Below are 26,546 nucleotides of genomic sequence, written 5' to 3'. Positions count from 1 at the left end.
CGTATTTTAAAAGTTTTGAGGAATCGAGTGAGGAAACAAACAAAAGTTTGGATTTTGGATTATTTTTGGATTATTTGTCATATAATCCGTATTTTTCGACTAATTTTTCCATTTCATCCATTGTCATTGGTGTTGGAATTACGAGTTCATCGTTATCCATGATTTTTTTACCCAATTTTTTGTATTCTTTTGCTTGGTTGCTATCTGGAGCGAATTCAACAACAGTCATCTTGTTGAACTCTGCTTTTTGGACAATGTTGTCTCTTGGAATGAAGTGGATTAATTTTGTTCCTAATTTGTCACAGAATTCTTCCATCAATTCTAATTCTCCATCGACCTTTCTTGAGTTACAGATAATTCCTCCTAATCTAACCCCAGATTGTTCTGCATATTTTAAGATACCTTTTGCAATGTTGTTTGCTGCATATAATGCCATCATCTCTCCAGATGAGACGATATAGATTTCCTTAGCAAGTCCATCTCTCAATGGCATTGCGAATCCACCACAGACAACGTCCCCAAGGACATCAAAGAAGAGGAAGTCTAAATCATCTGGATATCCTCCGAGTTCTCTCATTAAGTTAACTGCCGTAATAACTCCCCTTCCAGCGCATCCAACTCCTGGCTCAGGACCTCCTGACTCAACACAATAGATTCCTGCAAATCCAACTTTTCTAACTTTTTCTAATGTAACTCCTTCCTCTCCTTCTTCTCTAAGAACATCCATGACGGTTTCTTGTGGTTTTCCGTGTAATATCATTCTTGTTGAGTCTGCTTTTGGGTCACATCCATGAATCATACCTTTTAATTTGTAATAGTATGCCAATGCTGCAGCAGTATTTTGTGTGGTTGTAGATTTACCAATACCTCCTTTTCCGTAGATAGCCACTTTTTTTGCGTTTGGAGCAATTTCATCAAAACTCATAGTATCACCTCACCATACGGAAACCTTATTCCGTGTTGACATCTGATAATATTACGTTCTAATATATAAACTTTTCGGTAGCAAGAATCATACTTCCTTATTAAATCATAAAATTTGACATAAATAGTAATGATATATTTAAATACGATGATGTTTCTATTGATAAGTTTCAATATCAACAAACAAAATTGCAAAAATTTTCGAAAATATACAAAATTGGATTGTAAATATCATTTTAATAAAATTATTTTATAGTCGTTCTACAATCAAATGGCATTATCTAACTTCAAATTTAATTGAATGTTTATGAAACATTGATTATATTGAAAATTTACACTATGAGTACTTATAACAACCATTCGCAGAATGATATGGTTCTTATTGCATCACCATAACCAACATAAATAAAAATTATATAGAAGTTTTATGTCAATAATTAACGGCAAAATAAATGCTAAGGTGAAATGATGGAAAGTTACATACAAAACCTTTTTGCGGAGAGGATTGGTGGGAAAAAGTTCGGGAAGGAAGATGTTATTTATAAGTTCGAGAAAATTAAAAGAGCAAAGCAAGAAGCGATGAAAAGACATCCAGACATGGAATTAATAGATATGGGAGTTGGGGAACCAGATGAGATGGCAGATCCAGAAGTTATAAAAGTTTTATGTGAGGAGGCAAAGAAATGGGAAAATAGAGGTTATGCTGACAACGGAATCCAAGAGCTTAAAGATGCTGTTCCTCCTTACATGGAAAAGGTTTATGGAGTTAAAGATATAGACCCAGTAAATGAGGTTATCCACTCAATGGGTTCAAAGCCAGCATTAGCATATATAACAAGTGCATTCATCAACCCTGGAGATGTTACATTAATGACCGTTCCAGGTTATCCAGTCACAGCAACACACACAAAGTGGTATGGTGGAGAAGTTTACAACCTCCCGTTGTTAGAAGAGAACGACTTTTTACCTGATTTAGAAAGTATTCCAGAAGATATTAAGAAGAGGGCAAAAATATTATATCTCAACTACCCAAACAACCCAACTGGTGCTCAAGCAACAAAGAAATTCTACAAAGAAGTTGTTGATTTCGCATTTGAAAATGAAGTTATTGTTGTTCAAGATGCTGCTTATGGGGCTTTGGTTTATGATGGAAAGCCATTATCTTTCTTATCAGTTAAAGATGCAAAGGAAGTTGGTGTTGAAATTCACAGTTTCTCAAAAGCATACAACATGACTGGTTGGAGATTGGCATTCTTGGTTGGAAACGAGTTAATTATCAAAGCATTTGCAACAGTTAAGGACAACTTTGACAGCGGACAGTTCATCCCAATCCAAAAGGCAGGAATTTACTGTCTCCAACACCCAGAAATAACTGAAAGAGTTAGGCAAAAATATGAAAGAAGATTGAGAAAGATGGTTAAGATATTAAATGAAGTTGGATTCAAAGCAAGAATGCCAGGAGGAACATTCTACTTATATGTTAAATCACCAAGAAGAGCAAACGGCATTGAATTTGAGACAGCTGAGGACTTCTCCCAATACTTAATAAAAGAAAAACTCATCTCAACAGTTCCATGGGATGACGCTGGACATTATTTAAGATTAGCTGCATGCTTTGTTGCTAAAGATGAGAACGGAAACCCAACAACAGAAGAGAAATATGAAGACATGGTATTGGAGGAGTTCAAGAGAAGATTAGAAGGAATGGAATTTGAGTTTGAATAATCAAAAAATAGTATTATAATATAGTATTGTAATTTTGATATTTTCGCATGGTTTTTATTACATATAATTTTTTAAAAAAATTTTTTTGAATTTTAGTAAATCCTAATTCCCATTACGTATTTAAATATTTATGAATGTTAATTAATTTTTCATTTTTTAATGGTATTGTGATTGTTATAATAAAGTTTAAAGATATAAAGAATAACATTAAGTAATAATATTTTAGCCTTTACTTCATATTTAGATATTTGGCATTATAGTCGTGTGTGTTAGAAAGGTTTTTTGGCAAAATCCAAGGGATTTTGCCGTATATCTTTTGGCAAAATCTAAATGATTTTGCCGTATAATTTGAGGTATGGCATTAGTAAATTTTTAATGATTGATATTATTCTAAATTTTAATGAATGATAACGATTATTTGAAATTTTATTGATTTATAAAATAACTTTAAAAATTAATGGCAAAACCTAAAGGTTTTGCCGTATATCATTTCCGCACACGACTACAATTAACTTCATCACCCTCTTAATATTGTAAAACAATTAAAAAACACGAAACCTACAACATTTAAAGAATTTTGATATAATTAAATTTTGAATTATGCGGAATTAAGTTTATTTTTTAAAAATGACACATAACCAACAAATGCTCCACTTGATATTGTATCCCCTAAACCAACTGTGCTTTTAGGATTCTTAACCAATCTTGAAGGCACTAAGAGCATTCTATAATCCTTATTTTCTGGTTTTTTACTAAGTTCTGCTACTATTGAAGCCAATAAATCCCTATATTCGTTATATGGAACTTCAAGACCAACCTTCAAATCATCAACATCTCCTATATTTCCAAGTGCTGCCTTAGTAGATGCAAGTATGGTGGCAAATTCGAGAGTTTTTTTAAGTTCTTCATTAGTCAATGGATTGTCTTCCCTACAAAGATACATTATATAGTACATCGTATGAACTTGCACTATTTCCAAATCATACTCCTCCAACAGAATCTTTGAACCCTCAACGACATCTTCAACCCAACTTTTCTTAAGTATTTCATTACTTAACTTATCGTAACCTATCACGTTAAGAACATTTGCCAATTCTGTTTCATCCATCCCTACGCAATCAACATTTGGAAGTAAATTATCAGCAATTTTTTTCCTAATGGCCCTATTTGGAATTGAAGCAAATTCTAAATGCACCTTTAAGTTTTTGTTATTTTTTTTAAGTAATTTTATATCTTCTTTTGCCTTTTTTAAATAATAATCCCCTGTCTTGCCATCCTTATATTCTTCTTTAATAGCTTGATATCCTGAGAGTATTGCACAATCAACCATATCTCCAATTTTTGGTAGTTTTTCTCTTAGTTCATCCCTTATCTCTATTCTAAGATTTTCCGGTCTTGATGCCACTATAAACCTATTTGCCTGTGGAGTCGTTATCTCTTCATCTCCCAACCTAAATTTAACTCCTTTCTTATACTCAAATATCCTATTAATCTTTAGGGGATCATCTTCTCTATATGATTCAATTGGCTTTTTTAAAATTAAATTTCCATCTACAACCGAAGGATATAGCAAATTGTCTTTATTAACGAACATCTCTGCCTGCTTCTTTGATAATATTGGGGTATATGCAATGACTTTTTTTAACCCTAAGATTGAAAGAAGGTTTGAGATTATGCCTACTTGTCCCCCCATTCTTTCCTCATCATACTTAAATCGATTAAACCATTTATTAATCTCCTCATCATCATAAAGTGGAACCTCAGCAGGTTTTCCAGTTTTCATAGAATGTATAAGCCTCGCAACAAAATCTAAAGGACTCTTTATTATCCTTGGATACTCCTCAATCTTCTTTATTATTTCATTTACATCAAACAAATCGATAAGTTCTTGAACATCCTTATCATTGAGGTATTTTATGGTATCGACATTTGCATTGTATGCTAAAAAAATACTCAAATTTGAAAGATTATTTAGATATTCTTTTATTTCCATAATTTCCTTCCTCCAACAATCTCCACGTTAATTTTTTCTCCTCTTCAACTGCGGGTTGGTCAAAGGAATTAACGCCAAATAGTTCCCCAGAAAACGCCGTTTGCATTTCATACATGTAGAGAAGCATGCCAAGGGTCGTTTCGTTTAGTTCTTCAAGAATTATCTTAACATTGGGCACTTTATGATTGGTTAATGACATCTCCGTAGCCAACTGCTCAGAATTTATTATTTCAGATAAATTATGCATATTCAAATTACCTTCACCATACTCGGTTTTTATGTCTTCACTAAATGTATTCACACGTATGAACGTCACAATCTTATCCTTTGGACCATCCATGTAAAGTTGAAGCAAAGAATGTTGGTCTTTTGCTCCCAATGATACCAGTGGAGTTTGTCCTATTCCATCTTTACCCAAACTCTCAGCCCAAAGTTGCCTATACCACATACCAAATTTGTAAAGTCTTTCAGCATATGGCATGATGACAGAGATGTTTTTTCTCTTTTTATACATTAAGTAGTGGATCGTGGCACTCATTAAAGCAGGATTTTCAAATACATCTTCTTTTTTACACAATTTATCCATGATTTTAGCCCCAGAAATTAATTCTTTGATATTTATTCCAAGGCATGATAGTGGAGCTAAACCAACATCTGAGAATACAGAATATCTCCCTGAAACATTTTCTGGAATATTAAAAAGGATATATCCTCCTTTTTCCGCAAGTTTTTTCAAATATCCTCCATTAGTTATGGCTATAATATTTTTTTCGTAGTTTTTCACTTTCTTCTCTAATATATTTTTAATAATCGAGAAATTAGCCAGTGTTTCTAAGGTATTCCCTGATTTACTCACGACAAAAATTAATGTTTTTTCTAAATCTATTAAATTCAGGACTCTACATGTTTTTTCAGGGTCAGAATTATCCAAAAAATAAACCTTAGGAAATCCATGCTCATTATAGTATAGCCCATTAATCCCTTCGTGGATTGCCTCTGTGCCTAATATAGAACCTCCCATTCCTATTATCAAAATATAATCAAACTCTTCCATGTATTTCTTTATCTCATCATAGTTCCCCAAATCCACATTAAGCAAATTTGTGAACCCGATTTCCCCATTCTTAATTTTCTCCATAAAACCCATACGGGCATTTTCTATTTCATTCCCCATATTTTCTATATCCTTGGTTGAAACTCCCTCTGCACCCAAAACATCGGTCCATTGCATTATCATATTCAAATAAAAAACAATTTTTCATATTAAACCTCTCCAATGTTTGATAATTAAATGTAATGATTGTAGATAGCCCCTCCAAAGAGAGCCTTATATTTATTCACACTTGCGTTATTTTGCCAGCTTAAGTTTTTAACTGTGTGGTGATAACAGTTTTTCATCATCATAGAAAGTGGAGCTTGTTTATCATAAGGACTTTCAGGACAGTTTATCTGTTTATACCTCATAAAAAGACATATATCTCTTAGTTTGTAAAAACTCCAGTTTAAAGCATGCCCAATCCCCCATTTTAGACCATATTTATCATAATGTTTGAAGAGAACACCCGTGGCCACGTCAAAATTTGGATTGTTGTATGGATCGTAGTGTAGTGGAATTATAGTATCCTTTAGGCCCCCCACTTCCCTTGCTATAACTGGTGTGCAGTATGCCATAGATTCCATTTGAACTAAACCACATGGCTCCCAAACTGATGGAACCACTGTCCAATCACTGCCAGCAAATATTAAAGATGCCAAGGGTGGACAATATCCAATCAAGGACATAACTTTTCCAGAATAACTTTCTGCCAAATCTTTCATACCTTCTTCAATATCTTTCTCTCCCGTTGATAACATAACAAATCTTATATCATGCTCTTCAAGAATTTCAGGAAATGCCTCAAACATTATACTAAAACCTTTTTGGTATGTCCCCCTCCCAACGAATCCTATTAATGGGGTCTCAATATTCCCCTTCAAATCTCCATAAATTTCTACGTCAGTTCCAGATATTGAACTTTTGTCCATATTATTCCAACTTTCAACATAATTTTTTAGATTTTTAGAATTGTAAAACCAAGAGAACTTTATTTTTGGTTTTACTGCGTGTGCATCCTCTGCAGAATAGCCACATATAAACCCATAAGCTCTTGGATCTAACTTTCCATCAGTCAATTTCAACATCTTGTCAACGATATGGATTGGATCGTAGAGATCCAAATCTATACCATTAATAATTCCATGAAATGGTTTTATTTTACTTTGTTCTCTTATAAAATCTATTGATTTTATTTCTTCTGCATGGGTAGGGCTAACTGTATTAAATGCATCACTAAAATAAATTCCCAACTCCAAAAATGTCATTACACACCCCTTATATTCAACAACAGGCCCCTTAAATGCTTCATTGTGTATCGTCATTGTAGTTGGTAAGTCAAGTTTCTCATGGCATTTAGCTATTGCCAACCCACAAGGCCAATCATGACCAGAAACGCAGTCAATATTATCAAATTCGCTCAAGTAATCTACAACCAAATCAGCAAAAACCTCATATTTAATAGGATCCCATATATCCAATTGATTAAATTCTTTATTACTAAATACAACTATCTTCACACCAGTAAATGGATGTTTTGTTTCTATTACATCAAATTCTATTTTAGTGCCTTGATATTTAATTCCCAAAGTTTTCTTTTTTTCGTGGGGTAAATAAGATATTTTATTCTTGTGGTTAAATGTTATTGTTATCACTTCATTCCCTACAGATTCTAAAAATTTTGGTAAATCTTGCATCACATCCCCTAAACCACCCACAGACGTTAATGGGGCTACAGTAGGGGCCAAAATAGCAATTTTCATAAAACCACCTTCTATAATACTCTAAAACATAAACAACAAATTTGCATATATTAAAAAAAATATATATAAAAAATCTGCATATATATAATTTTTGATGGATAGTTAACATATGGTATTATATTTTGGGCAATAATATCCATCTAAATACAAAAAATACAAAAACAAAAACTTAGCGAGAGCGTTGAGAGTATGAGAATTGCTATGATTACATGGGAATATCCTCCTGTAATAGTGGGGGGGTTATCGATACATTGTAAAGGCCTTGCAGAAGCTTTAGTTAGGCAAGGACACCATGTTGATGTTATAACTGTAGGTTATGACTTACCCGACTATGAAAATATCAATGGTGTTAATGTGCATAGAGTTAAACCAATTAAGCACAGTTATTTTTTAATATGGGCTACAATTATGGCAAATTTCATGGAAAAAAAATTAGGCATCTTAGGAATTGACAACTATGATGTAATCCATTGTCATGACTGGATGACAGCATTTGTAGGTATAAATGCAAAACATGTAGCAAACAAACCTTACGTGCAATCTATTCATAGCACAGAGAGGGGGAGATGTGGAGGAATTCATTCTGAAGATTCAAGAACTATCAACGACATAGAATGGTGGAGCACTTACGAATCTCACGCTATAATAACAGTTAGCAATTCAATAAAAAATGAAATATGTAGCATCTTTAACACTCCACACGATAAAGTTAATGTGATATACAATGGAATAAATCCTTGGGAATTTGACATTCAAATGGATGAAGACGAGATAAATAACTTCAGAATGCATATTGGGGTTCAGCCACACGAAAACATGATACTTTATGTTGGGAGGTTAGTTTATCAAAAGGGGGTTGAATATCTGATAAGGGCATTCCCAAAAATACTGAGCAAATATCCAAACTCAAAGTTAGTAATTGCTGGATCTGGGGATATGAGAGAGTATTTGGAAAATTTGGCATTTCAATTAGGTTGTAGAGATAGAGTGATTTTTTTAGGGTTTATAAATGGAAATACGCTGAAAAAACTCTATAAGTCATCTGATGTATGTGTTATTCCCTCTGTTTATGAACCGTTTGGAATCGTAGCACTTGAAGCAATGGCTGCAGGAACTCCAGTAGTTGTAAGTAGCGTGGGGGGACTAAGCGAAATAGTCCAGCATGATTACAATGGTGTTTGGACATATCCCCAAAATCCTGATTCAATTGCATGGGGGGTCGATAGAGTTCTCTCAGATTGGGAGTTTAGAGAATACATAACAAAGAATGCAAAACGTGATGTATATGCAAAATACAGTTGGGATGTCATTGCAAAAGAGACTGTTAATGTATACAAAAAGGTAATAGAGATGACAGAATAATATAATAAAAAGAAGATAAAAATTTAAATACAAAAATTTAAAAGTATAGGAAACATTAAATATTTGGAACATTAGATAGATTTATTAGCTTTTAAAATTCTGTATAAAATTGTGGTGATAAGTATGGAAGACATGTGGGCCAAAATAGGAGAAACTGCTGGAAGAGTATATCATCTCTTAGAGGAGGGGGAGAAGAACCTCAGCAGCTTAACGAAGATTCTGAGGAGGGAGGGGCATAATACAAACTTAGTTATTATGGCTATTGGATGGTTGGCTAGAGAGGACAAAATCAATGTAATAAAAGATCATGGAAAATGGATTATACGCTTAAAATAGGGATGATATTATGGCAGGGATTATTGGAAATGGAAACCTACTGGCAAAAATTGATGACTTGGGGTCTATAGAATATATATTTTTCCCACATTTGGGTTACGAAACACATATTCTCGATACATCATTTGCTATATACTACAACAACAAAATAAAATGGCATTGGGATCATAGTTGGGACGTTAGTCAGAACTATCTCAAAGATTCCAACATATTAAAAACAACTTATGAAAATGATGACTTCTTAATATATTCTAAGGATTGTGTATCCATATCTCACAACCTTATTGTTAAACAACTTTCTATAATAAACAAGACCAATTCAGAAAAGGACATAAAATTATTTTTTTATGAAAATTTGAGAATAGGTGAAACGCCGAGTAAAAGCACTGTAAAATTTGTTAAAGAAAAAAACTGCCTAATTAAACATGACAAAAATTATATTTTCTGTATTGGCAGTAATAAAAAAGTATCCTCTTACCAATGTGGGATTAAATACTCTGAGAGTAGTGCTTTAAGGGACATTGAAAATGGAGTACTGAAAGAGCAGAGTTCCGCCACAGGATTAATCACAGACAGTGCCCTTTGCTGGGAATTCAAAATCAAACCTAACCAAAAATACACTCTTTCAATACTCATACTTCCTGAAAAGTATGATGGTGATTATAATAAAACCCTAAACTTAATGGATACTCTACACATGGTAAAAGACAACCTCAAAGACCTATATAACCTCACAAGAAATTTCTGGAAAAGTAGAGTAGATAGCATGGTAAATAAGTGGGGAATCTTAAAGTTGGAAGAATATAAAGAATGCATAGATATATGCAAAAGATCTCTACTAACCCTATTACTTCTCTGCGATTATAAGGGGGGAATAATTGCTTCTCCTTCTTTACATCCAGATTATAGGTATGTCTGGTGTAGGGATGCAGGGTATATGGCAGTTGCGTTGGATTTGTGTGGGCAGCATGAAATGAGTGAGAAATACTTTGAGTGGTGCAAGACAACACAAAACAGTGACGGTTCTTGGGTTCAAAATTACTATGTGGAGGGGTATCCAAGATTCACAGCCATCCAAATAGATCAGGTGGGTACTACCATTTGGGCACTTCTTGTGCACTATAGAATAACTGGAGACAAACATTTTTTAAAAAGAAATTGGGAAATGGTCAAAAAAGCAGGGGACTATTTGAGCAGAGCTGCTGACCAATTAATACCCTGCTATGACTTATGGGAAGAAAAGTTTGGGGTCTTTGCATATACCCTCGGAGCAATATATGGGGGGTTGAAATCAGGTTATTTAATTGGAAAAGAACTTGACAAAGAAGAAGAAATACAGCATTGGAAAAAAAGCATGAACTTCCTTAAAAATGAAGTGGTAAATAGACTCTACTTAAAAAATGAGAAGAGGTTTGCAAAATCATTAAAACCATTAGATAAAACCATAGATACGAGTATTTTAGGGTTAAGTTTCCCCTATGGACTTGTGTCAGTCGATGACCCAAGAATAATATCAACTGCAAATCAGATTGAAAAAGCCTTCAACTACAAAGTTGGTGGTGTTGGTAGATATCCAGAGGACATATACTTTGGAGGAAATCCTTGGATAATAACAACCCTATGGCTCTATATGTATTATAAAAAGTTAGTTGATACATTATCAAAAAAAGGAAAATTCCAAGAGTCCATAATTGATAATTACAATAAAAAATGTTACAACTTGCTTAAATGGATTCTAAAACATCAATTCAATGGTATGTTTCCAGAACAAGTCCATAAAGATTTGGGAATTCCAATATCTGCAATTCCCCTTGGCTGGTCACATGCCATGGTTATAATCGCTATTCATGGTGATTACGACATCCTAATACCCTAAATTAAACAAAAAGTGATACCATGCTAATTTCTTTTAACTTTGAAGTCCATCAACCTCGCAGGTTAAGAAAATATATAAAAAAAGATAGCGAAAATTTGTGGGAGAGATATGTTGATGATGAATTAAACAGAGAGATCTTCAATAGAGTTGCTAATAAATGCTACATACCAGCAAATAGAATAATATTGGATTTGATAGACAATTATGACTTCAAGATATCATACAGCATAACTGGTGTGTTTTTAGAGCAGGCTATGGCATTTAATGATGATGTTTTAGACCTTTTCAAAGATTTGGTAAAAACGGGAAATGTAGAACTGATATGTGAGACGTATTACCACTCTCTCTCAAGTCTTTTTGAAAACCATGAAGAATTTGTAGAAGAGATAAAACTACACCAAAAAATCATTAAAGAAGTTTTTGGATACAAGCCAAAGGTATTTAGGAACACAGAGCTAATCTATCATAACAAAATAGCAGAAACCATCAAAAAATTGGGTTTTGAAGGTATATTCACAGAAGGTACTGAGAAAGTTCTTGAGTGGAGGTCGCCAAATTATGTTTATGAGGCCCTTTGTGGGCTAAAAGTCCTACTAAGAAATTATAGGTTAAGTGACGATATTGGATTTAGATTTTCTTGTCAAAATTGGGAAGAATATCCACTAACAGCAGATAAATATGCGTTATGGCTTTCAAAAACTCCAGGAGATTGTATAAACATTTACATGGACTATGAGACCTTTGGAGAACACCAATGGAGAGAAACAGGTATATTTGAATTTCTAAAACATCTTCCCCAAGAAATTGAGAAGTATGAGCATTTGCAGTTTGCAACGCCATCAGAAATACTAAAAAAATGTAAGACAAGGGGAAAAATTGATGTTTTTGAGTTTTCAACAATTTCTTGGGCAGATACTGAAAGGAATGTAAGTGCATGGCTTGGAAATAGAATGCAGAAGATTTCATTTGAAAAATTAAAAGAAATTGGAAAATACATAAAAGAACATAAAGAATCCATAAAAAACTACGAAGATGTATACAAAATATACAAAATTCTACAAACCAGTGACAATTTCTACTACATGTGCACAAAAGGTCTCAGTGATATGGATGTGCATTCCTACTTTAGCCACTTTGAGACCCCATTTGATGCATATGCATCCTATCTAAATATCCTATATGATTTTGAAAGTTATATCGTTACAAATCAAAAATTGAACGGCTATACTTTTCTTCCTTAATGCGGGAGGGGGCATTATGAACGTTTTAATAGATGCATCCAACAAAAAATACAAGATTATTGAAAAAGAGTTCCTACCATTAAATTGGGGAATATATTGGCATAAAAAGTTTGAGACATGGAAATATGATGTATATGATGAGAGAAATGTATTCTGCTTTGGTAGAGGAGTGTTGCCAATTGTTGGGGGGTATAGGTTAATATTTTCATTTAGATCCCCACTTTGGGATGGGTTCCACTTCTCTGCCATGGGAGGAGCAGGATACGTTTTTAAGAATACCGGCTTAAAGAACGTTGCTATAATAGGAAGATGTGAAAATCCAAGTTTGTTGATATTGGATGGAGAAGAAGATTCCTTAAAAGTAGATTTTTTAGAAGTTAAGGAAAATTTCAATAGAGTATATGAATTAAGTGGGTACGTATTGGAGTTATTCAATGAAAAGAATTTTAGGGCATTTGTTGTAGGCCCTGCAGCCATTAAAACAAATATGGGGGCAATATTCTCCCAAACTGTAAGAAATGGTAAATTCGTAGAGGGTTCAGAGGATTGGGCAGCGAGAGGAGGGGGAGGTTCCGTTCTTTATAGGGCACATAATATATTGGGTGTTGTATTCTATGGAAAAACAAAAAAAGAGAAATGTTTAAAGCACATTGTTGAGGAACACTACAAAAAACCATATTCAAAAGTTATACTTGAAAATACAAAAAAATACAGATATCATGAAGAAACAAAAACAGGGGGAACACTTGGAAACAACTACTATATAATAAGGGACTTAGTGCCGATATTCAATTGGAGAACACCATATATAAGCAGAGAAGATAGGGTTATGTTCCTTAGAAAAATACTGGAATTCATCGTAAATAGATTCAACAAAGAATCGATAGAACCAAGGAAATGGACTAATTGTGGAGAACCATGTCCAGTCCTATGCAAAAAGTATAGAAGGGGTTTAAAGGCGGATTATGAACCTTATGAGTCTAATGGGCCTTTGATTGGAGTATTTGACATCTATGCTGCAGATAAGGTTGTTCATACAGTGGACTCCTTAGGATTTGACGCCATAGAGTTTGGAAATCTTTGCTCATGGGCCTTTGAACTTTTAGATGTTGGTTTGTTAAAACCAGAGGAGGTTGGTATAGAAAAGCCAATTTTTGATATAAATAAGTTTAAAGATGATGAGGAAATATTAAAAAACTCAAATCATAATGCAGAGCAGGCTGTAAAATTAGCTAATATCGTAGCATATAATAAAAACGAGATTGGAAAAATTTTATCTCTTGGAAAAAGAAAGGCATCTAAAATATTTAATGAGAAATTTAAGGATAGGATAAAGGACAAAAAATTCAACGATTATGCTGTTTATGTCCCATTTGGAGAAAATGGGGAAATATCCCCAACCATGTACTGGGCAATTGGAAACTTTATGCCATATCTTATACAGGGCAAGTATCTAACTTATTACGAGTCAGGAATATTCTTAGAACCAGAAGAGCTTGCTGAGCGTAGTGTTGAGAGGATTTTTGAGGAAATTGCCCTGGAAAACCTTGGGATTTGCAGATTCCAAAGAAGATGGGTAGCTCCAATTCTTGAAAAACTTTTAAAAGAGGTCAGTAACATTGATTTGAAATCTGCAATTGATGAATTAATTAAAGATATTTGTGAATATGACAAAAAATTGGGTTATCCTACACTTGTGGAAAATGAGAGAGTCAAAGACCTAATAGTTATTGGAGCCCATGAGTTTGAAAATGAAAAATGGGCAAAAGAATTCGAAAAAGATAGGGAGGGAAAACTTAACGAGTATATAAAAAGAGTATTAGACAAATATAGCGAACTTCTTGGAATAGATTGGAGAATAAAAAGTTAACTGGTTTATTTTGCAAAACTATTAAATTATTTATTCGCCTTTAATTTTCTCATTTCTTTTATTTTCTTTGCCAATAGTTCTTCTGTTCCTATCTGCTCTTCAATTTTTTCTTCTTTTTTAATTGGTTCCTCCTCTTCCCAAGGTTTCCCAGTGTATCTCTTTGCTACAACATAAACTTCTGAGCTCTCCTTTCTTGAGGCTCTTGGCTTAGTTGGATATACCTTTTCAAAATACTTCTCCACAAGGGACACGTAATCCATAAACATGTCTCCTTGGAACACTTTAACAACAAAGTTGCCTCTCTCTTTTAGCAGTTGGGTTGCTATTTTTAATGCTATTGTTGTTAATTCAATAGACCTTGCATGGTCAACATCCCAAACTCCACTTATGTTTGGGGATGCGTCACTTATAACAACAGTTGGCTTTGCTGGATAGAGGATTTCTCTTATTTTTTGTATTGTTTCTTCTTTTGTCATGTCCCCTTTTATTGTTTTTACATTATCATACGGAAGAGGTTTAACACTCTGCAAATCAACACCAACTACAAAACCTCTATCCCCAACAATCTCCCTTGCTGCCTGTAACCAACCTCCAGGGGCGCATCCTAAGTCCACAACAATGTCTCCTTCTTTCATAAATCTAAATTTCTCATTTAATTGAAACAACTTAAATGTTGCTCTTGAACGATATTTTTGCTTTTTTGCTAAATTGTAATAAAAGTCCTTTTTTCTTTGTAAAATCCATCTTTTATCCTTTCTTCCCATAATTATCACAAACAATTTTTTATATATAAATTGAATAAAGAAGTTTAAAAACCTTTGGTTAACATTATAGTCGTTTGCAGAATTTTGTCACTCATCCAACCACAACAAATTTTGGAAGAGGCCACAATTTTAGTTAAAATTCTAAATAAAATTCTAAATATTCTAAATAAGGTGTAATTCTCTTTAATTTATAGTATTTATAATTTTAACGCAAATAGTTGTTTACAATTAAGCATTAACATTAAAAAATTTTATATGCTAAATGTCCATTATTAAAACTTCAAATCGAAAATCTCTTAGATTTATTAACTAATAGCAAATTCGCAAAAAACTATATGCGGCAAAACCTATTGGGTTTTGCTATTATTTTATTATTTGGTGGGACGATGGGGTTAAAAAAGGACAGTTTTTATATGCTGTTGGCCAATATTTATTCAAAAGGTTGTGCTTATGTGTTTTTCTTTTTAATGGCGTATTTGTTGGGAACAGAAGATTTTGGAGTTTTGAGAGGAATATTACCAATAATGGACACATTAACAATATTTTTTTGTTCTGGCATTCCTCCTGCAATGGCAAAATTTATTGCGGAAGATAGTTATTTCTCACTCTCCAAGTACATCCCAACACTAAAAATTATGCTGTTGTTTTCTTTATTTGGGGGAGTTTTTATTTTGTTTTTGAGGTATATTTTGGGGGGAGGTTATGCAAATATTCCCACTCATGTGTATTATGCGTTATCACTGACATTACCTTTTACTGCGTTTATCTCATGGTCGAGAGGAATTTTGCAGGGTACCATGCACATAAAAGAGCTGTCATTAACATGGGTTTTTGAACATACATCAAAGATAATATTTTCAGTAGTTTTTGCTATAATATTTGGTGTTTTTGGGGCTATATTGTCTATATCTACTGCTTATTTCATTGGTGGAATTGCTGGAATGTATTTTATAAACAAGTCAGTTGAAAGATTAGCGTTTAAAGGTACCTTTGATAAAAATTTTCAATTAAAAATCATCTCATACGCAGTGCCAATAGCATTAAGCACAGCATCGTATAGGTTAATGGGGGATATTGATAGTATTGTAATTATGTCATTGTTAGGAGCATATTCCAATGGTATTTATGGCTATGCCGCTTTGCTGTCAAGAGGCGTCTTTTTATTTGCATCTTCTATAGCAATTCCTTTACTTCCTCGAATTGCCAAGACAAGGAATATAAACTACATAAAAAAGGCAATTTTACTCAACTTAATATTTTCTTTACCTTTTGTTGCTTTGTGCTTTGCATTTCCAAATGAACTTTTGCATCTCTTTTTCCATGTTAAGAATCCAGAGGCATCAATATGTTTAAAAATCCTCTCAGTTTCTGCAGTATTTATGAGCATCTACACAATCTCATCCTCAGCATTGCAAGGGTTGGGATATGCTAAGATATCTTTGTATATTATCTTATTTGGGATAGTTTTGAACCTTTTGCTCAATTACATCTTAGTTGGGGAGATTGGTGTTGTTGGGGGGGCAATCTCAACGCTAATAACATCCTTTGTTATTTTAGCAATAACTATAAAAGCAATTCTTTCGGTAAAGAGATGAGCAAATTTAGTCATGAAACCTCTAAAAGAAACCTTTAAAAGAAACTTTTAAAAAGTTTCATCAAAAGGGATGCATTGCTTCGCTTCGCTCAGCAATGCCTCTATTAAAAAATAAAATTTCCATCCCTAAGGGCTGATTCTACCAGATGGATTAAAAAAAACTTATAGAAATTGAAAAAGGATTTCTATTCCCCTAAGGGTCTGATTTTAACCAGAAATATATAAAAGAAGTAATTTAATTGTAACTGAATTTCCATCCCCCTAAGGGTCTGATTTTAACTTGATTAACAAATTGAGGCATGGGGAGTCAATTTGCCCGCGTTTCCATCCCCCTAAGGGTCTGATTTTAACTAGAGTTTTTCATTTTAGCACTTACGTAAAGCTCATACAATCTAGTTTCCATCCCCCTAAGGGTCTGATTTTAACGGAGTGAAATTAAAAAGATATATATTATTTGATAAGATCCTTGTTTCCATCCCCCTAAGGGTCTGATTTTAACACTAAGATGTGAGGTGATGTGATGAGAGCATTAGAGATGTTTCCATCCCCCTAAGGGTCTGATTTTAACTTTTCAAAAGTATATATAATAGCAGGTTTGAGTAGAGAGTTTCCATCCCCCTAAGGGTCTGATTTTAACTAAAAACATATCACATAAACAACATCGATGATTTAGAGTTTCCATCCCCCTAAGGGTCTGATTTTAACTTAATTGGTGTATTGAACATAATGTGGGTAAAATTGTAATGTTTCCATCCCCCTAAGGGTCTGATTTTAACAGGGCAATATTTTGCTCTTTTTCCTATATAAAGTTTTCTATTTGCTTCTTTTTAAAGCATTAGTTTTCGAAGGGGTATTAACAGTGTTCATTTATATACCTCTGCACTTCCCTAAAAATCGTTTAAATTCGAAATAATTTTTTAAAATCGATTTAAATCGTTAAATAAACTCTATCAATCGGGGAAAATTTGAAATATGATCTATTAGGTTTTTAAATCAAAAAATCTCAATAAATCCATAAAATTAAAGATTTAAATTCTTCAAAATAAAGCACCCTCCGAAATTTGATAAAAATCCTTAAAATTAAAAAATAATCCCTAAAAATCAATTAAATTAAAAAATAAAAATTTTCAGCGAGGGAAGGGTATAAAAGACATCTTCACTCTTTACTCATATTGCACATCTTTGCCAACAACGCACATAACTGAATCCTTTCGTTTGCCCCCTCCACGATTCTGTAATCACACTCTCCCAATGCCTCAACTAACTCAACCTTTTTCCTCTCATCTATGTTTAAACTTGGGATTTCCCTAAATATCTGTAATATCACATCCTCCCCACTCATTCCCCAATCAATCATTAACTTATAGAGCAACTCTCTCGCCTCAATAAATTTACCTTCTAACGCCAATTCAATCATTTTCTTAATCTCCTCTGGTCTTGCCCTTGAAGAGACTTTATAAACAACTTCATCATTAATTTCCTTTGAGACACTTGCCGCTGTTTGAAGAACATTTATTGCCTTTCTCATATCTCCTTCAGAGACGTAAATAATCGCCTCAATTCCTTCAGGAGTTAATGTCAAACCTTCTTTTTCGGCAATTTCTTTCAACTTCTTAACGACATCTTCTTTTTTCAATGGAGAAAACCTAAATATTGCACATCTTGATTGAATTGGAGGAATAATTTTGCTTGGGTAGTTACAGGACAATATGAATCTACAAACATCAGAATACTTCTCCATCGTCCTTCTCAATGCGTTTTGTGCATCACTTGTTAGAGCATCACTCTCATCTAAGAATATAATCTTAAATGGTGCATCTCCAATTGGCTTTGTCCTTGCGAAATCCTTAACTTTTGTCCTAATAACATCTATCCCTCGTTCATCAGAGTTGTGTAGTAGTATTGGTGTTTCTCCAGCAAAGAACATTTCATTGTTTGGAACTGAAATGTCATAGACGTAGTCATTGTAGTCCAATAATTTTATTTCTTTTATCCTAACAACATGTAAATCTGATGATGCAATATTTCTTAGGTTTTCATAAATTTTTCTTTCATCTTCTGTTAGTTTATCAACTTCTATGTTATTTAGAATAGTCATAACTTTATTTTTTGATACTCTATTTTTATTTTCATAGAGTTGATGCCTTAATATGTATCTCCAATTTATTTTTATTCTATCACTTATTTTCTCAAAGAATTTAATAAACATCTTGGCTGGTAATAAGTCAGACTTTTTATATTTCATTGAACCATTCCATATTAATCTAACTTCATCTTTAAATATTGAACTTTCTATTCCTGATATTCTTGATAGCCAGACTATATCCACTAATAAATCCTCAGAAACTGATGAGATTCTAACAACTTCCCCCCAACTTCCACAACCATCTCCATCTGCTAAACCTTTTAAGTATGCTAATCTTGAAGTAATTTGTGATTCATAAATAAATTCTGGAATTCTCTTATTTCTTGCTATTTTTCTTCCATTTTTATAGAAATACCTTGAAAACTCTCTTGCAAGTTTTGTTGTTAATAACCTTATTTGTATTGCTGAGTATCTATTTCTATTAAATCCTGAAGATGTGAGATTTATGTAATATGGCATATTAACATTTTTAGCCCAGGATTTTACAGTATTTAATAAGTATTTTTCTTTTGGATATCCAAATGTAAATATTATTTGCCCGGATGTGTTATTTTTAAATCCTAATGCTCCTTCAGCAGTATATAGTCCCAATACATATGAAGTTAGTTCATCCATTTCTAATTTTTCAATCTTTACAGTTCTTTTTGTATTTACTATCTTAGAGTTTAATTCTAATTCATTTCTTTTACCTTCCAATGTACTTACAAATGATATAATATAATCTCCAACCTTAAGGTCTTTTGCATGCTTTGTTGTTAATTCCCCATTCTCGTTAAACACCATCACAGAATGGTTTCCAGTTAGTTTTATTTTTCCTCCTTCAAATCTAACCTCTAAGATTTTATCCACTTTATGCCTTATTAAGTATTTAACTGGTTTCCAAACAACTTTATTATTTTCCACTGTTAAAACTTCTAAGTTCTTGGTTTCTACATATTCTCCATCAAACAGTTTTTCAATATTTCCATTATTGAAGTATAGTTTATCCAGTTCTTCAAATGTTGTTCTTTTTATAACCCCATCAATTTTAACCAATATTGGTGTATCCTTTGCCACTGATGCATTCAACTCTAAGAAATTATCCCTCCAGTTTTCTCCAAATAGGTCTCTTGCCAAACAAAGTGCTGCTGTTGTCTTCCCAACACCAGGAGGTCCACTGAATAACAAATGTGGCATGGATTTTTTTTCTACGTATTTTTTAAGTCTCTTTACAATTTCTTCATGCCCAACGATCTCATCCAAGGTTTTTGGCCTGTATTTTTCAACCCATGGTTTTTCCATAAATCTCACCACTTATTATTTTTTATTATTTATTTTCCAAATGCATATCTCAAAATTTCTCAGAAACATGGGGCTACCGCCCTATTGATATATCCGGGATGTATTGCCTTGCTAACGCTTGGCAATGGCCTCTTAATTTATTTTAGTGCATATTCCAGAATTTCTCCAAATCTTGATTTAACAACCTCTCTCTTTCCTAAAACCTTCGCATGTGCATCTAACTCAATAACAGCATAATCATAATATTCCTTAATTGGATAATACAATCTTGGCCCATCACTAACGCCAATAGTTATACAATCGACTTCTTCTTTTAACTCCTCAATAGGCAATGCATGGGGAACTCCAGAAACTACAACAATATCTGGCTTTATCTCCTTTAATATCTCAACTGCTTTTTCCCCAGTTACTGGATACTCATCCAAACCTCCCGTTATATAATCAACTTTAAATTCCCTTAAAATATTTTTTGCATCTTCTCTAATCTTTTTTAACCCAATGTTTTCGTCTAAATTTCCTATATTTATGCAGTTATTAAATATTTCATTTATCTTAATTAGCGGATGTGCGAATAAATAGGCGGTTTCTTTTTTTGCATTTAATACACATGCAACTTTTGGGTTTTTATTCATGTTGTTTTTAAATAATTCAATGACATCCTTTAAATCATCCTCATAAGTTGGTTTTATATATTTGCTCTTTGCCATACCTCTCTTTTTTTCTATTTCTGTTGCTTTTTTAAGCATATATTTTTGCCTTTCAAACTCCTTTTCATCAATCAAACCTAATTTTAAACAACTTTCCATAGCATTTATTGCCCCAATGGTGTTGTCGTTTAATCCACTATGAACTTCAACTGGAATTAGGGTTGCATCATATTCATCAACAACACTCCATATATCCTCTCCAATAATCATACTTGCACATGTCCCAACTATACCAATCATATAATTACCGTCATTTTTATGTTCCTTTAAATATTCTATGACCTCCTCAATAGTTCTTCTTAATTTATCCATTGCCCCAAAAATAAAGTCATTCTCATCCATTGCACTTGTGAAAACCCTAACACCATCTAATTCCAATAACCTTGCAGTTCTAAAACAGCATCCTGCCGGCCCGTGCAGAATGATAGCATCAACTCCAACATCCCTAAGTTGATACATTGCCGCTGCTATTGGTGAAGGCCTTGGATGAAGTATCATCAGTATCACTCCTAATTTTATATTCTAAGAATATTGTGCGACAAGATATAAATATTTGATGAAATTTGCCCAAAAAACAATAAAGTTTTATAATATTATGGACAATATAATATACACAAAATTGGGGAGGAATGTCGTTGAGCGGTATAAGGAGAATAGTTCTGGATATTTTAAAACCACATGAACCAAAAATAACGGATTTAGCACTTAAGCTGTGTTCTTTAAAAGAAGTGGATGGAGTAAATATTACCGTTTATGAGATAGATAAAGCCACAGAAAATGTTAAAATTACTATAGAAGGAACAAATTTGCAATATGATGTCATAAAAGAAGTCATAGAATCAATGAGTGGTGTAATACACAGTATTGATGAAGTTGCTGCAGGAAGAAGAATTATTGAGGATGTAAAAACACCTCAAGATAGATACTAAACTTATAAAACAAAAATAACAATAACATAATTTTTTTGTATTTTTATTTTTTAGAGCATTACTTTTTTACTATTAACCTCAATTTAAAAATTTAGTGGTGATATCATGACGGATTTTTTCGAGAGGTATAAAAAAATTAAAAGTGTCAAAATTAAAAGCAAAAAACTGGAAAAACCAAAAGTTGTTGTTGCAGGAAGATCAAATGTTGGAAAATCTACATTCGTTAGACACATTACGGGAAAAAATGTCAGAGTTGGAAAAAGACCTGGAGTAACCTTGAAAATAAATGAATATGATATGGGAAATTATATCTTGGTGGATATGCCAGGTTTTGGATTCATGCATGGTATTGATAAAAAAGTGCAGGAAAAGATTAAGGATGAGATAGTCCATTACATAGAAGGAAAAAGGGATGAGATTGCAACAGCAATCCAAATAATAGATGCAAAATCATTTTTGGAAATCGTTGAGAGGTGGGATCAGAGGGGAGAAATACCAATAGACATAGAGATGTTTGATTTTTTAAATGAATTAGAGCTGAATCCAATCTTAGTTGTGAATAAGATGGATAAGATAAAGAAAACTCAGTGGGATGAACATTTAAACAAAATCGTTGAAACTCTTGGCTATAAACCACCATGGAGCCAGTGGGAATTTGTAGTTCCCGCTATTTTAAAGGAAAAGAAAGGATTGGATGAAATAAAACACAAAATTATAGAGAGAGTTAACAAATTCAAGTCCCAAAAAACTGTGGACATTGACATTTAATTTTTCAATGCTCTAAGGATCTATATTTAATATTTTTATACATTGAAAGATTTAAATTAAATAATATTTGTTTTCACCCTACCAATTTCTTGCATGGATTTTATACGGCAAAACTTTGTTTTGCCATTTATTTTTAAAGGCAAACAACTATAGTTCAACACTCAAATATAATTTCTCCACAATTTTCTGGTTTTTTAAATGGTAATTTGACTTTTTTAAGCGTTTCTATGAATTTTTTAACATCTTCATCGTCTAATTTTTCCTTTCTAATGAGGAAGTCATAATGCTCTTCTGCAATTGGAATAAACCTAAGTCCATATTGCTCTGCGACAGTCCTTATCCCCATGCCGATATCTGCCTTTCCCATTACAATAGAAACTGCCACTGCTGAGTGTGTTTTTGCCTCAATACCATAACCATCTATCTCATCCTTATTAATACCATGTTCTTTCAAAAACTTATCAAACAAAATCCTTGTTCCAGAACCTTTGTTTCTATTTATAAACTTATATTTTTTGATGTTTTTAATAATATCTTCTATGCCATCAATATTATCCCTCTTAAACATAAATCCTTGCTCTCTAATATATCCCCTCACTAAAACCGCATCTCTAACCTTATATTTTTTTATGAACGGGATGTTGTATTCTCCACTATTATCTAAGAGATGAATTCCTGCTATATCTGCCTCCCCTCTTTTTATTGCCATAATTCCTCCAAGAGAACCAACATTGATAGTTTTTGCGAATATATTCCCTTCCTTCAAAATAACATCAACACCAATGCAATGACTTCCTATGATGTTTAAACCAACCTTTATATCCCCAAGTAAATGAACTTCAACGTCCTCATTTTCTAAAATTTCTCTGTTCTCTTCAATTACAACATACCCATCCGCATTTGATAGGGATGTTATAGCCCCACTACCTTTTGTTATTGAATATGCTGAATAACCATTTTTTGATTTTACCAATGAAACGGGCAGATATTCAGTTCTACCTTTTGCAGAGATGTGTCTCATTGGGAAAAATGCCTTTAAAGTTTTTTTCTCATCATTAAACAAGACATCAAACACAATTAAACATGATGTTGGATATCCTGGAAGACCAACAACCAACTTATCATTAACAACCCCAACTATTGTCGGCTTTCCTGGCTTTATCTTTATGCCATGTATTAAAACTTCTCCCCCAAGTTCTTTTATTGCACTTTCCGTTAAGTCTCCAACACCAGCGGATGTTCCCCCACTCAAAAGAACAATATCGTTCTCCTTTAATGCATTCTCAATTGCTTTTTTTAATTCTTCTTTATCATCTCTAACTATTCCATAAAATTTGAAATTCCATCCTTTTTCCAAAATAGAGGATGCTAATGTGTAAGCATTTATATCGTAAATTTTATATGGCTCTAACTTTTCCCCAGGGCTTATAATCTCATTTCCTGTTGATATAATGCCAATGTTTAATTTTTTATATACTTTCACTTTATTTTTTCCAATTGCGGCAATAGCTCCAATGTCCCTCGGTGTTAATTTTGTTCCTTTCCTTAAAATTAGCTCTCCACTCATTATGTCAGTTCCACAATATTGAATGTTCTCGTGTGGGGCAACAGCCTTGTAAATTTTAACATAATCCCCTAATTTTTCAGTATATTCCACCATAACAACAGCATTTGCTCCTTTTGGGATTCCTGCTCCGGTGGCAATTTCTATGCATTCCCCATGATTAATCTCAATATCTTTAACATCCCCTGCCTTTACACTCCCAACAACTTTTAGGGTTATTGGGTTGTCCTCATCTGCTGTATATGTATCTTCTGCTTTAACTGCGTATCCATCCATTTGAGACCTATCAAAAGGGGGGACATCAATATCGCTTATTATATCTTCAGCTAAAACCCTACCAACTGCATTAAATAAATCCACTTCTTCAACATCTTTGTATTTGCTTAAATATTTGCTTATTGCCTCTTTTGCTTCCTCAATACTACAAAGCTCTAAGTATCTCAAAAAATCACCTTTTTAATTTTTTATTTATTTTTCTTTGCTTTTTTTATTTTTATTAAGTCCTCGCAGATGTCAACGATTTCTTTTATGTTGTATATTCTTATCTTTGCTGTTTCTAATGCTTTTTTTGAGACAGTTCCATTTTGAAGTGTAACAACTGATAAATCACTCTCCAACATTGCTGGAACATCATTTGCTGCATCTCCAACCATTATAACGTAATACCCCTCTTTCTTTAAGTTCAATACTAAATCCCTCTTTTGCTCCTGATGTGCTTCAGGCATTATATATTTCTCATCCACACCTGTAAGTTCAGCCAATCTTTTTATAAACTCCTTCCTATCTCCAGAAGCAATGAATACCTTAACTCCCAACTCCTTTAACTTTCTAATAGTTTCTGGCACTTCTGGAAATACACAACCTCCAGTTGTTATAGTATATTCAATAACCCCACTTAATGTATCAACTATTATTGCAGAACCGTATCCAGTTTGGATTTTAAATCTCTTCATAATATTTAATGTATCCTGCAACTCCTTAACTTTGGTTTTTTTGTCTTTAAAAATTCCCTCCTTATCTATTGGTTTGTTGCAATAAGATATTCCCCAATTAACTTCTTTTAAGAGTTCTGTTATAAGTTTTTCAGGGTCTTCTTTATCTATAACCTCCAAAGGGTCATCCTTAATAATTACCAGTGCCCTTCCGACTTTTTCATCAACAATATCAACAGTTAATCTATCGCACAAAAATTTTTGTGTTTTTATTTCTTTTACTATTCTCTTAACCTTCACTAATGTTCCAGCACTATCAAACACAACAGCCAATTTCATAAAAAATCCCCTAATTGTGTATAGTTGTTCGCGTTAATAATTGGTTATATCCATTTAAGTAAATTTAAGTATGAATAAATTAAATTTAAAAATAAATGGCAAAACAAAGTTTTGCCATATAATTTATAGTTTGCCACATATTTATTTCTATGTATAGTATTTGCGTTATAAATGACTATTATGCATAATCAAATTAAAGGTTAAAGGATGTCTTTTTAATGGTAAAACAAGGTTTTGCCGTATAGGATTTATAACAACATGATAAAAAACGTGATACTATGGAAAATAAAATCTTTAAAATTGCAATATTGGGTCCAGAAAATGCAGGAAAATCATCCATAATGAATGCTCTATTTGGTAAGTATGTTTCCCTTGTTTCTGAAGTTGGGGGAACAACAAAGATGCCAGTAAAGAGATACTGGGGAAAATTAAAAGTAGGTAGGGAAAAGAAACAGCCAAAGTTCGTAGATGTTGTATTTGTAGATTTAGGGGGACTCTATGTTCGTGAAAAGCAATCTCCAATCATGGTAGGAAGTGTTTTAGAACAAACATATAAAGAGATTGATGATGCAGATATGATTATTCATGTGATTGATGGGAAGGAAGGGTTGTCAAAAAGTTTTGAACGTTTACATCATTTACTAAAATTTCGATATCGAAAACCTATTATAGTAGTTATTAATAAATGTGACTTAATAAATGGTGATGAAAGAAGGCAGTTGAAGAATTATGTTGAATATAGGTTGAATAATAGGGCATTATTGGTTTCAGCACTTACTCGTGAGGGTATAGATGATTTAATGGAAGCCATATTAAAATATATAAAAGAAGGTGGTTAAATGGTTCTTGAAAAATTGAAGGAAATATTAGGTGTAGGAAAACCAAATATAAAACAACCTGCACCACTTTCTATTGAGGAGTATGTTGAACTTCCAATAGCTTCAGTAGAAGAAGAAAAGCCAATAAGAATAAAAGTTTGCGATTTAAATGATGAGAAGGATGCTGTAAATATTATAGTCATGATTGAGGCAGGATATTTAGTTATTGCAAATACTCCTCACTTAGAAAGGGACATAGATGAGGACTACGCTGCAATTTTATCAAAATTAAAGAATGAAGTTGCAAAAATTGGAGGCAAAATGGTAAGGTTGTGTGAAACAAAACTTCTCATTGTTCCAAAAAATATTGTTATTGAGAAAATAATCAAAGAAGAAAAAGAAAAGAAAGATGAAAAAAAGGAAAATAATGATAACAAAGACAAATAGGAGAAAAAACAGCAAAGTAACGATAATAAAATGAATTTATTTTGTTTTTGTAGGTTTAAAATATTATTCTGGAT

At 32.9% G+C, this 26,546-nt stretch carries 20 protein-coding genes and 1 CRISPR repeat array; of the genes, 11 read left to right on the top strand and 9 right to left on the bottom strand.

What is annotated here, in order from left to right:
- Positions 1-70: 70 nt before the first annotated feature.
- The gene (nifH, locus tag METIG_RS08735) at positions 71-925 is read right to left on the bottom strand and encodes a nitrogenase iron protein (RefSeq protein WP_013799857.1); all 855 of its coding nucleotides are present in this window, start codon (positions 923-925) and stop codon (positions 71-73) included.
- Positions 926-1,392: 467 nt separating this feature from the next.
- On the opposite strand from nifH, the gene METIG_RS08730 reads away from it, so the two are divergent.
- On the top strand, positions 1,393-2,649 hold the full coding sequence (locus METIG_RS08730; protein ID WP_013799856.1) for an LL-diaminopimelate aminotransferase: 1,257 nt from the start codon (positions 1,393-1,395) through the stop codon (positions 2,647-2,649).
- 598 nt (positions 2,650-3,247) lie between these two features.
- On the opposite strand, the gene pfkC is transcribed toward METIG_RS08730, so the two are convergent.
- The 3 genes from pfkC to METIG_RS08715 are packed head-to-tail and all read right to left on the bottom strand — an operon-like array spanning position 3,248 to position 7,498.
- A complete protein-coding gene (gene pfkC / locus METIG_RS08725; RefSeq protein ID WP_013799855.1) occupies positions 3,248-4,642 on the bottom strand; it encodes an ADP-specific phosphofructokinase in 1,395 nt (464 codons plus the stop codon).
- Positions 4,617-5,879, bottom strand: coding sequence for a glucose-6-phosphate isomerase (pgi, locus tag METIG_RS08720; RefSeq protein ID WP_013799854.1), 1,263 nt, complete (start codon positions 5,877-5,879; stop codon positions 4,617-4,619). Before pgi ends, pfkC begins: the two co-directional genes overlap by 26 nt.
- A gap of 50 nt (positions 5,880-5,929) precedes the next feature.
- Positions 5,930-7,498, bottom strand: coding sequence for a glycogen synthase (locus tag METIG_RS08715; protein ID WP_013799853.1), 1,569 nt, complete (start codon positions 7,496-7,498; stop codon positions 5,930-5,932).
- A 189-nt stretch (positions 7,499-7,687) separates the two neighbouring features.
- Here METIG_RS08715 and METIG_RS08710 point away from each other — a divergent pair, with 189 nt between their 5' ends.
- From METIG_RS08710 to METIG_RS08690, 5 genes are all read left to right on the top strand, one after another.
- Positions 7,688-8,860 carry a glycosyltransferase family 4 protein gene (locus METIG_RS08710; protein ID WP_013799852.1) on the top strand — a complete coding sequence of 391 codons (1,173 nt, stop codon included), beginning with the start codon at positions 7,688-7,690 and terminating at the stop codon, positions 8,858-8,860.
- Positions 8,861-8,983: 123 nt separating this feature from the next.
- Positions 8,984-9,196, top strand: coding sequence for a winged helix-turn-helix domain-containing protein (locus tag METIG_RS08705; RefSeq protein WP_048055606.1), 213 nt, complete (start codon positions 8,984-8,986; stop codon positions 9,194-9,196).
- Between the two features lie 10 nt (positions 9,197-9,206).
- On the top strand, positions 9,207-11,072 hold the full coding sequence (locus tag METIG_RS08700) for a glycoside hydrolase family 15 protein (RefSeq protein WP_013799850.1): 1,866 nt from the start codon (positions 9,207-9,209) through the stop codon (positions 11,070-11,072).
- A gap of 20 nt (positions 11,073-11,092) precedes the next feature.
- Positions 11,093-12,313, top strand: coding sequence for a glycoside hydrolase family 57 protein (locus METIG_RS08695; RefSeq protein WP_013799849.1), 1,221 nt, complete (start codon positions 11,093-11,095; stop codon positions 12,311-12,313).
- A 16-nt stretch (positions 12,314-12,329) separates the two neighbouring features.
- Positions 12,330-14,183, top strand: coding sequence for an aldehyde ferredoxin oxidoreductase C-terminal domain-containing protein (locus METIG_RS08690; RefSeq protein WP_013799848.1), 1,854 nt, complete (start codon positions 12,330-12,332; stop codon positions 14,181-14,183).
- A 26-nt stretch (positions 14,184-14,209) separates the two neighbouring features.
- Here the strand turns inward: METIG_RS08690 and METIG_RS08685 are convergent, their stop codons facing one another.
- Positions 14,210-14,947 carry an RlmE family RNA methyltransferase gene (locus METIG_RS08685; RefSeq protein ID WP_013799847.1) on the bottom strand — a complete coding sequence of 246 codons (738 nt, stop codon included), beginning with the start codon at positions 14,945-14,947 and terminating at the stop codon, positions 14,210-14,212.
- Between the two features lie 386 nt (positions 14,948-15,333).
- Here METIG_RS08685 and METIG_RS08680 point away from each other — a divergent pair, with 386 nt between their 5' ends.
- Positions 15,334-16,542: a flippase gene (locus METIG_RS08680; protein ID WP_013799846.1), complete on the top strand. Its 1,209-nt coding sequence runs from the start codon at positions 15,334-15,336 to the stop codon at positions 16,540-16,542.
- Between the two features lie 180 nt (positions 16,543-16,722).
- Positions 16,723-17,317: a CRISPR direct-repeat array (repeat unit 31 nt; unit sequence GTTTCCATCCCCCTAAGGGTCTGATTTTAAC).
- 380 nt (positions 17,318-17,697) lie between these two features.
- Here METIG_RS08680 and METIG_RS08675 read toward each other — a convergent pair.
- Both METIG_RS08675 and cfbD read right to left on the bottom strand, forming a co-directional pair.
- On the bottom strand, positions 17,698-19,968 hold the full coding sequence (locus METIG_RS08675) for a replication factor C small subunit (RefSeq protein ID WP_013799845.1): 2,271 nt from the start codon (positions 19,966-19,968) through the stop codon (positions 17,698-17,700).
- A gap of 137 nt (positions 19,969-20,105) precedes the next feature.
- Positions 20,106-21,173, bottom strand: coding sequence for a Ni-sirohydrochlorin a,c-diamide reductive cyclase catalytic subunit (gene cfbD / locus METIG_RS08670; RefSeq protein WP_013799844.1), 1,068 nt, complete (start codon positions 21,171-21,173; stop codon positions 20,106-20,108).
- Positions 21,174-21,304: 131 nt separating this feature from the next.
- On the opposite strand from cfbD, the gene METIG_RS08665 reads away from it, so the two are divergent.
- Together METIG_RS08665 and engB are read left to right on the top strand one after the other, a co-directional pair.
- On the top strand, positions 21,305-21,604 hold the full coding sequence (locus METIG_RS08665) for a DUF211 domain-containing protein (RefSeq protein WP_394295224.1): 300 nt from the start codon (positions 21,305-21,307) through the stop codon (positions 21,602-21,604).
- Between the two features lie 105 nt (positions 21,605-21,709).
- Entirely contained in the window at positions 21,710-22,372 is a 663-nt protein-coding gene (gene engB / locus METIG_RS08660) for a GTP-binding protein EngB (protein WP_013799842.1), read from the top strand.
- Positions 22,373-22,526: 154 nt separating this feature from the next.
- On the opposite strand, the gene METIG_RS08655 is transcribed toward engB, so the two are convergent.
- Both METIG_RS08655 and METIG_RS08650 read right to left on the bottom strand, forming a co-directional pair.
- Entirely contained in the window at positions 22,527-24,380 is a 1,854-nt protein-coding gene (locus METIG_RS08655) for a molybdopterin biosynthesis protein (RefSeq protein ID WP_013799841.1), read from the bottom strand.
- 20 nt (positions 24,381-24,400) lie between these two features.
- Entirely contained in the window at positions 24,401-25,207 is an 807-nt protein-coding gene (locus METIG_RS08650; RefSeq protein ID WP_013799840.1) for an HAD family hydrolase, read from the bottom strand.
- A gap of 278 nt (positions 25,208-25,485) precedes the next feature.
- On the opposite strand from METIG_RS08650, the gene METIG_RS08645 reads away from it, so the two are divergent.
- The gene (locus METIG_RS08645) at positions 25,486-26,046 is read left to right on the top strand and encodes an Era-like GTP-binding protein (RefSeq protein WP_013799839.1); all 561 of its coding nucleotides are present in this window, start codon (positions 25,486-25,488) and stop codon (positions 26,044-26,046) included.
- A complete protein-coding gene (locus METIG_RS08640; RefSeq protein WP_013799838.1) occupies positions 26,047-26,472 on the top strand; it encodes a cell division protein SepF in 426 nt (141 codons plus the stop codon).
- The last annotated feature ends 74 nt before the right edge of the window (positions 26,473-26,546 follow it).

The organism is Methanotorris igneus Kol 5 (assembly GCF_000214415.1).
Classification (GTDB): Archaea; AGJL01; Methanococci; order Methanococcales; family Methanococcaceae; genus Methanotorris; species Methanotorris igneus.
The sequence above is the reverse complement of the archived record's forward strand: the minus strand, read 5'-3'. Positions and strand labels throughout refer to the sequence as shown.

Excerpts from the sequence above, each read along its gene's own strand:
- METIG_RS08665 (WP_394295224.1), top strand. The coding sequence starts at position 21,305 with ATGTCGTTGAGCGGTATAAGGAGAATAGTTCTGGATATTTTAAAACCA.
- nifH (WP_013799857.1), bottom strand. The coding sequence starts at position 925 with ATGAGTTTTGATGAAATTGCTCCAAACGCAAAAAAAGTGGCTATCTAC.
- cfbD (WP_013799844.1), bottom strand. The coding sequence starts at position 21,173 with ATGATACTTCATCCAAGGCCTTCACCAATAGCAGCGGCAATGTATCAA.
- pgi (WP_013799854.1), bottom strand. The coding sequence starts at position 5,879 with ATGATAATGCAATGGACCGATGTTTTGGGTGCAGAGGGAGTTTCAACC.
- METIG_RS08705 (WP_048055606.1), top strand. The coding sequence starts at position 8,984 with ATGGAAGACATGTGGGCCAAAATAGGAGAAACTGCTGGAAGAGTATAT.
- METIG_RS08715 (WP_013799853.1), bottom strand. The coding sequence starts at position 7,498 with ATGAAAATTGCTATTTTGGCCCCTACTGTAGCCCCATTAACGTCTGTG.
- METIG_RS08680 (WP_013799846.1), top strand. The coding sequence starts at position 15,334 with ATGGGGTTAAAAAAGGACAGTTTTTATATGCTGTTGGCCAATATTTAT.
- METIG_RS08730 (WP_013799856.1), top strand. The coding sequence starts at position 1,393 with ATGGAAAGTTACATACAAAACCTTTTTGCGGAGAGGATTGGTGGGAAA.
- METIG_RS08690 (WP_013799848.1), top strand. The coding sequence starts at position 12,330 with ATGAACGTTTTAATAGATGCATCCAACAAAAAATACAAGATTATTGAA.
- METIG_RS08710 (WP_013799852.1), top strand. The coding sequence starts at position 7,688 with ATGAGAATTGCTATGATTACATGGGAATATCCTCCTGTAATAGTGGGG.
- pfkC (WP_013799855.1), bottom strand. The coding sequence starts at position 4,642 with ATGGAAATAAAAGAATATCTAAATAATCTTTCAAATTTGAGTATTTTT.
- METIG_RS08695 (WP_013799849.1), top strand. The coding sequence starts at position 11,093 with ATGCTAATTTCTTTTAACTTTGAAGTCCATCAACCTCGCAGGTTAAGA.
- METIG_RS08675 (WP_013799845.1), bottom strand. The coding sequence starts at position 19,968 with ATGGAAAAACCATGGGTTGAAAAATACAGGCCAAAAACCTTGGATGAG.
- METIG_RS08700 (WP_013799850.1), top strand. The coding sequence starts at position 9,207 with ATGGCAGGGATTATTGGAAATGGAAACCTACTGGCAAAAATTGATGAC.
- METIG_RS08650 (WP_013799840.1), bottom strand. The coding sequence starts at position 25,207 with ATGAAATTGGCTGTTGTGTTTGATAGTGCTGGAACATTAGTGAAGGTT.
- METIG_RS08645 (WP_013799839.1), top strand. The coding sequence starts at position 25,486 with ATGGAAAATAAAATCTTTAAAATTGCAATATTGGGTCCAGAAAATGCA.
- METIG_RS08685 (WP_013799847.1), bottom strand. The coding sequence starts at position 14,947 with ATGGGAAGAAAGGATAAAAGATGGATTTTACAAAGAAAAAAGGACTTT.
- METIG_RS08640 (WP_013799838.1), top strand. The coding sequence starts at position 26,047 with ATGGTTCTTGAAAAATTGAAGGAAATATTAGGTGTAGGAAAACCAAAT.
- engB (WP_013799842.1), top strand. The coding sequence starts at position 21,710 with ATGACGGATTTTTTCGAGAGGTATAAAAAAATTAAAAGTGTCAAAATT.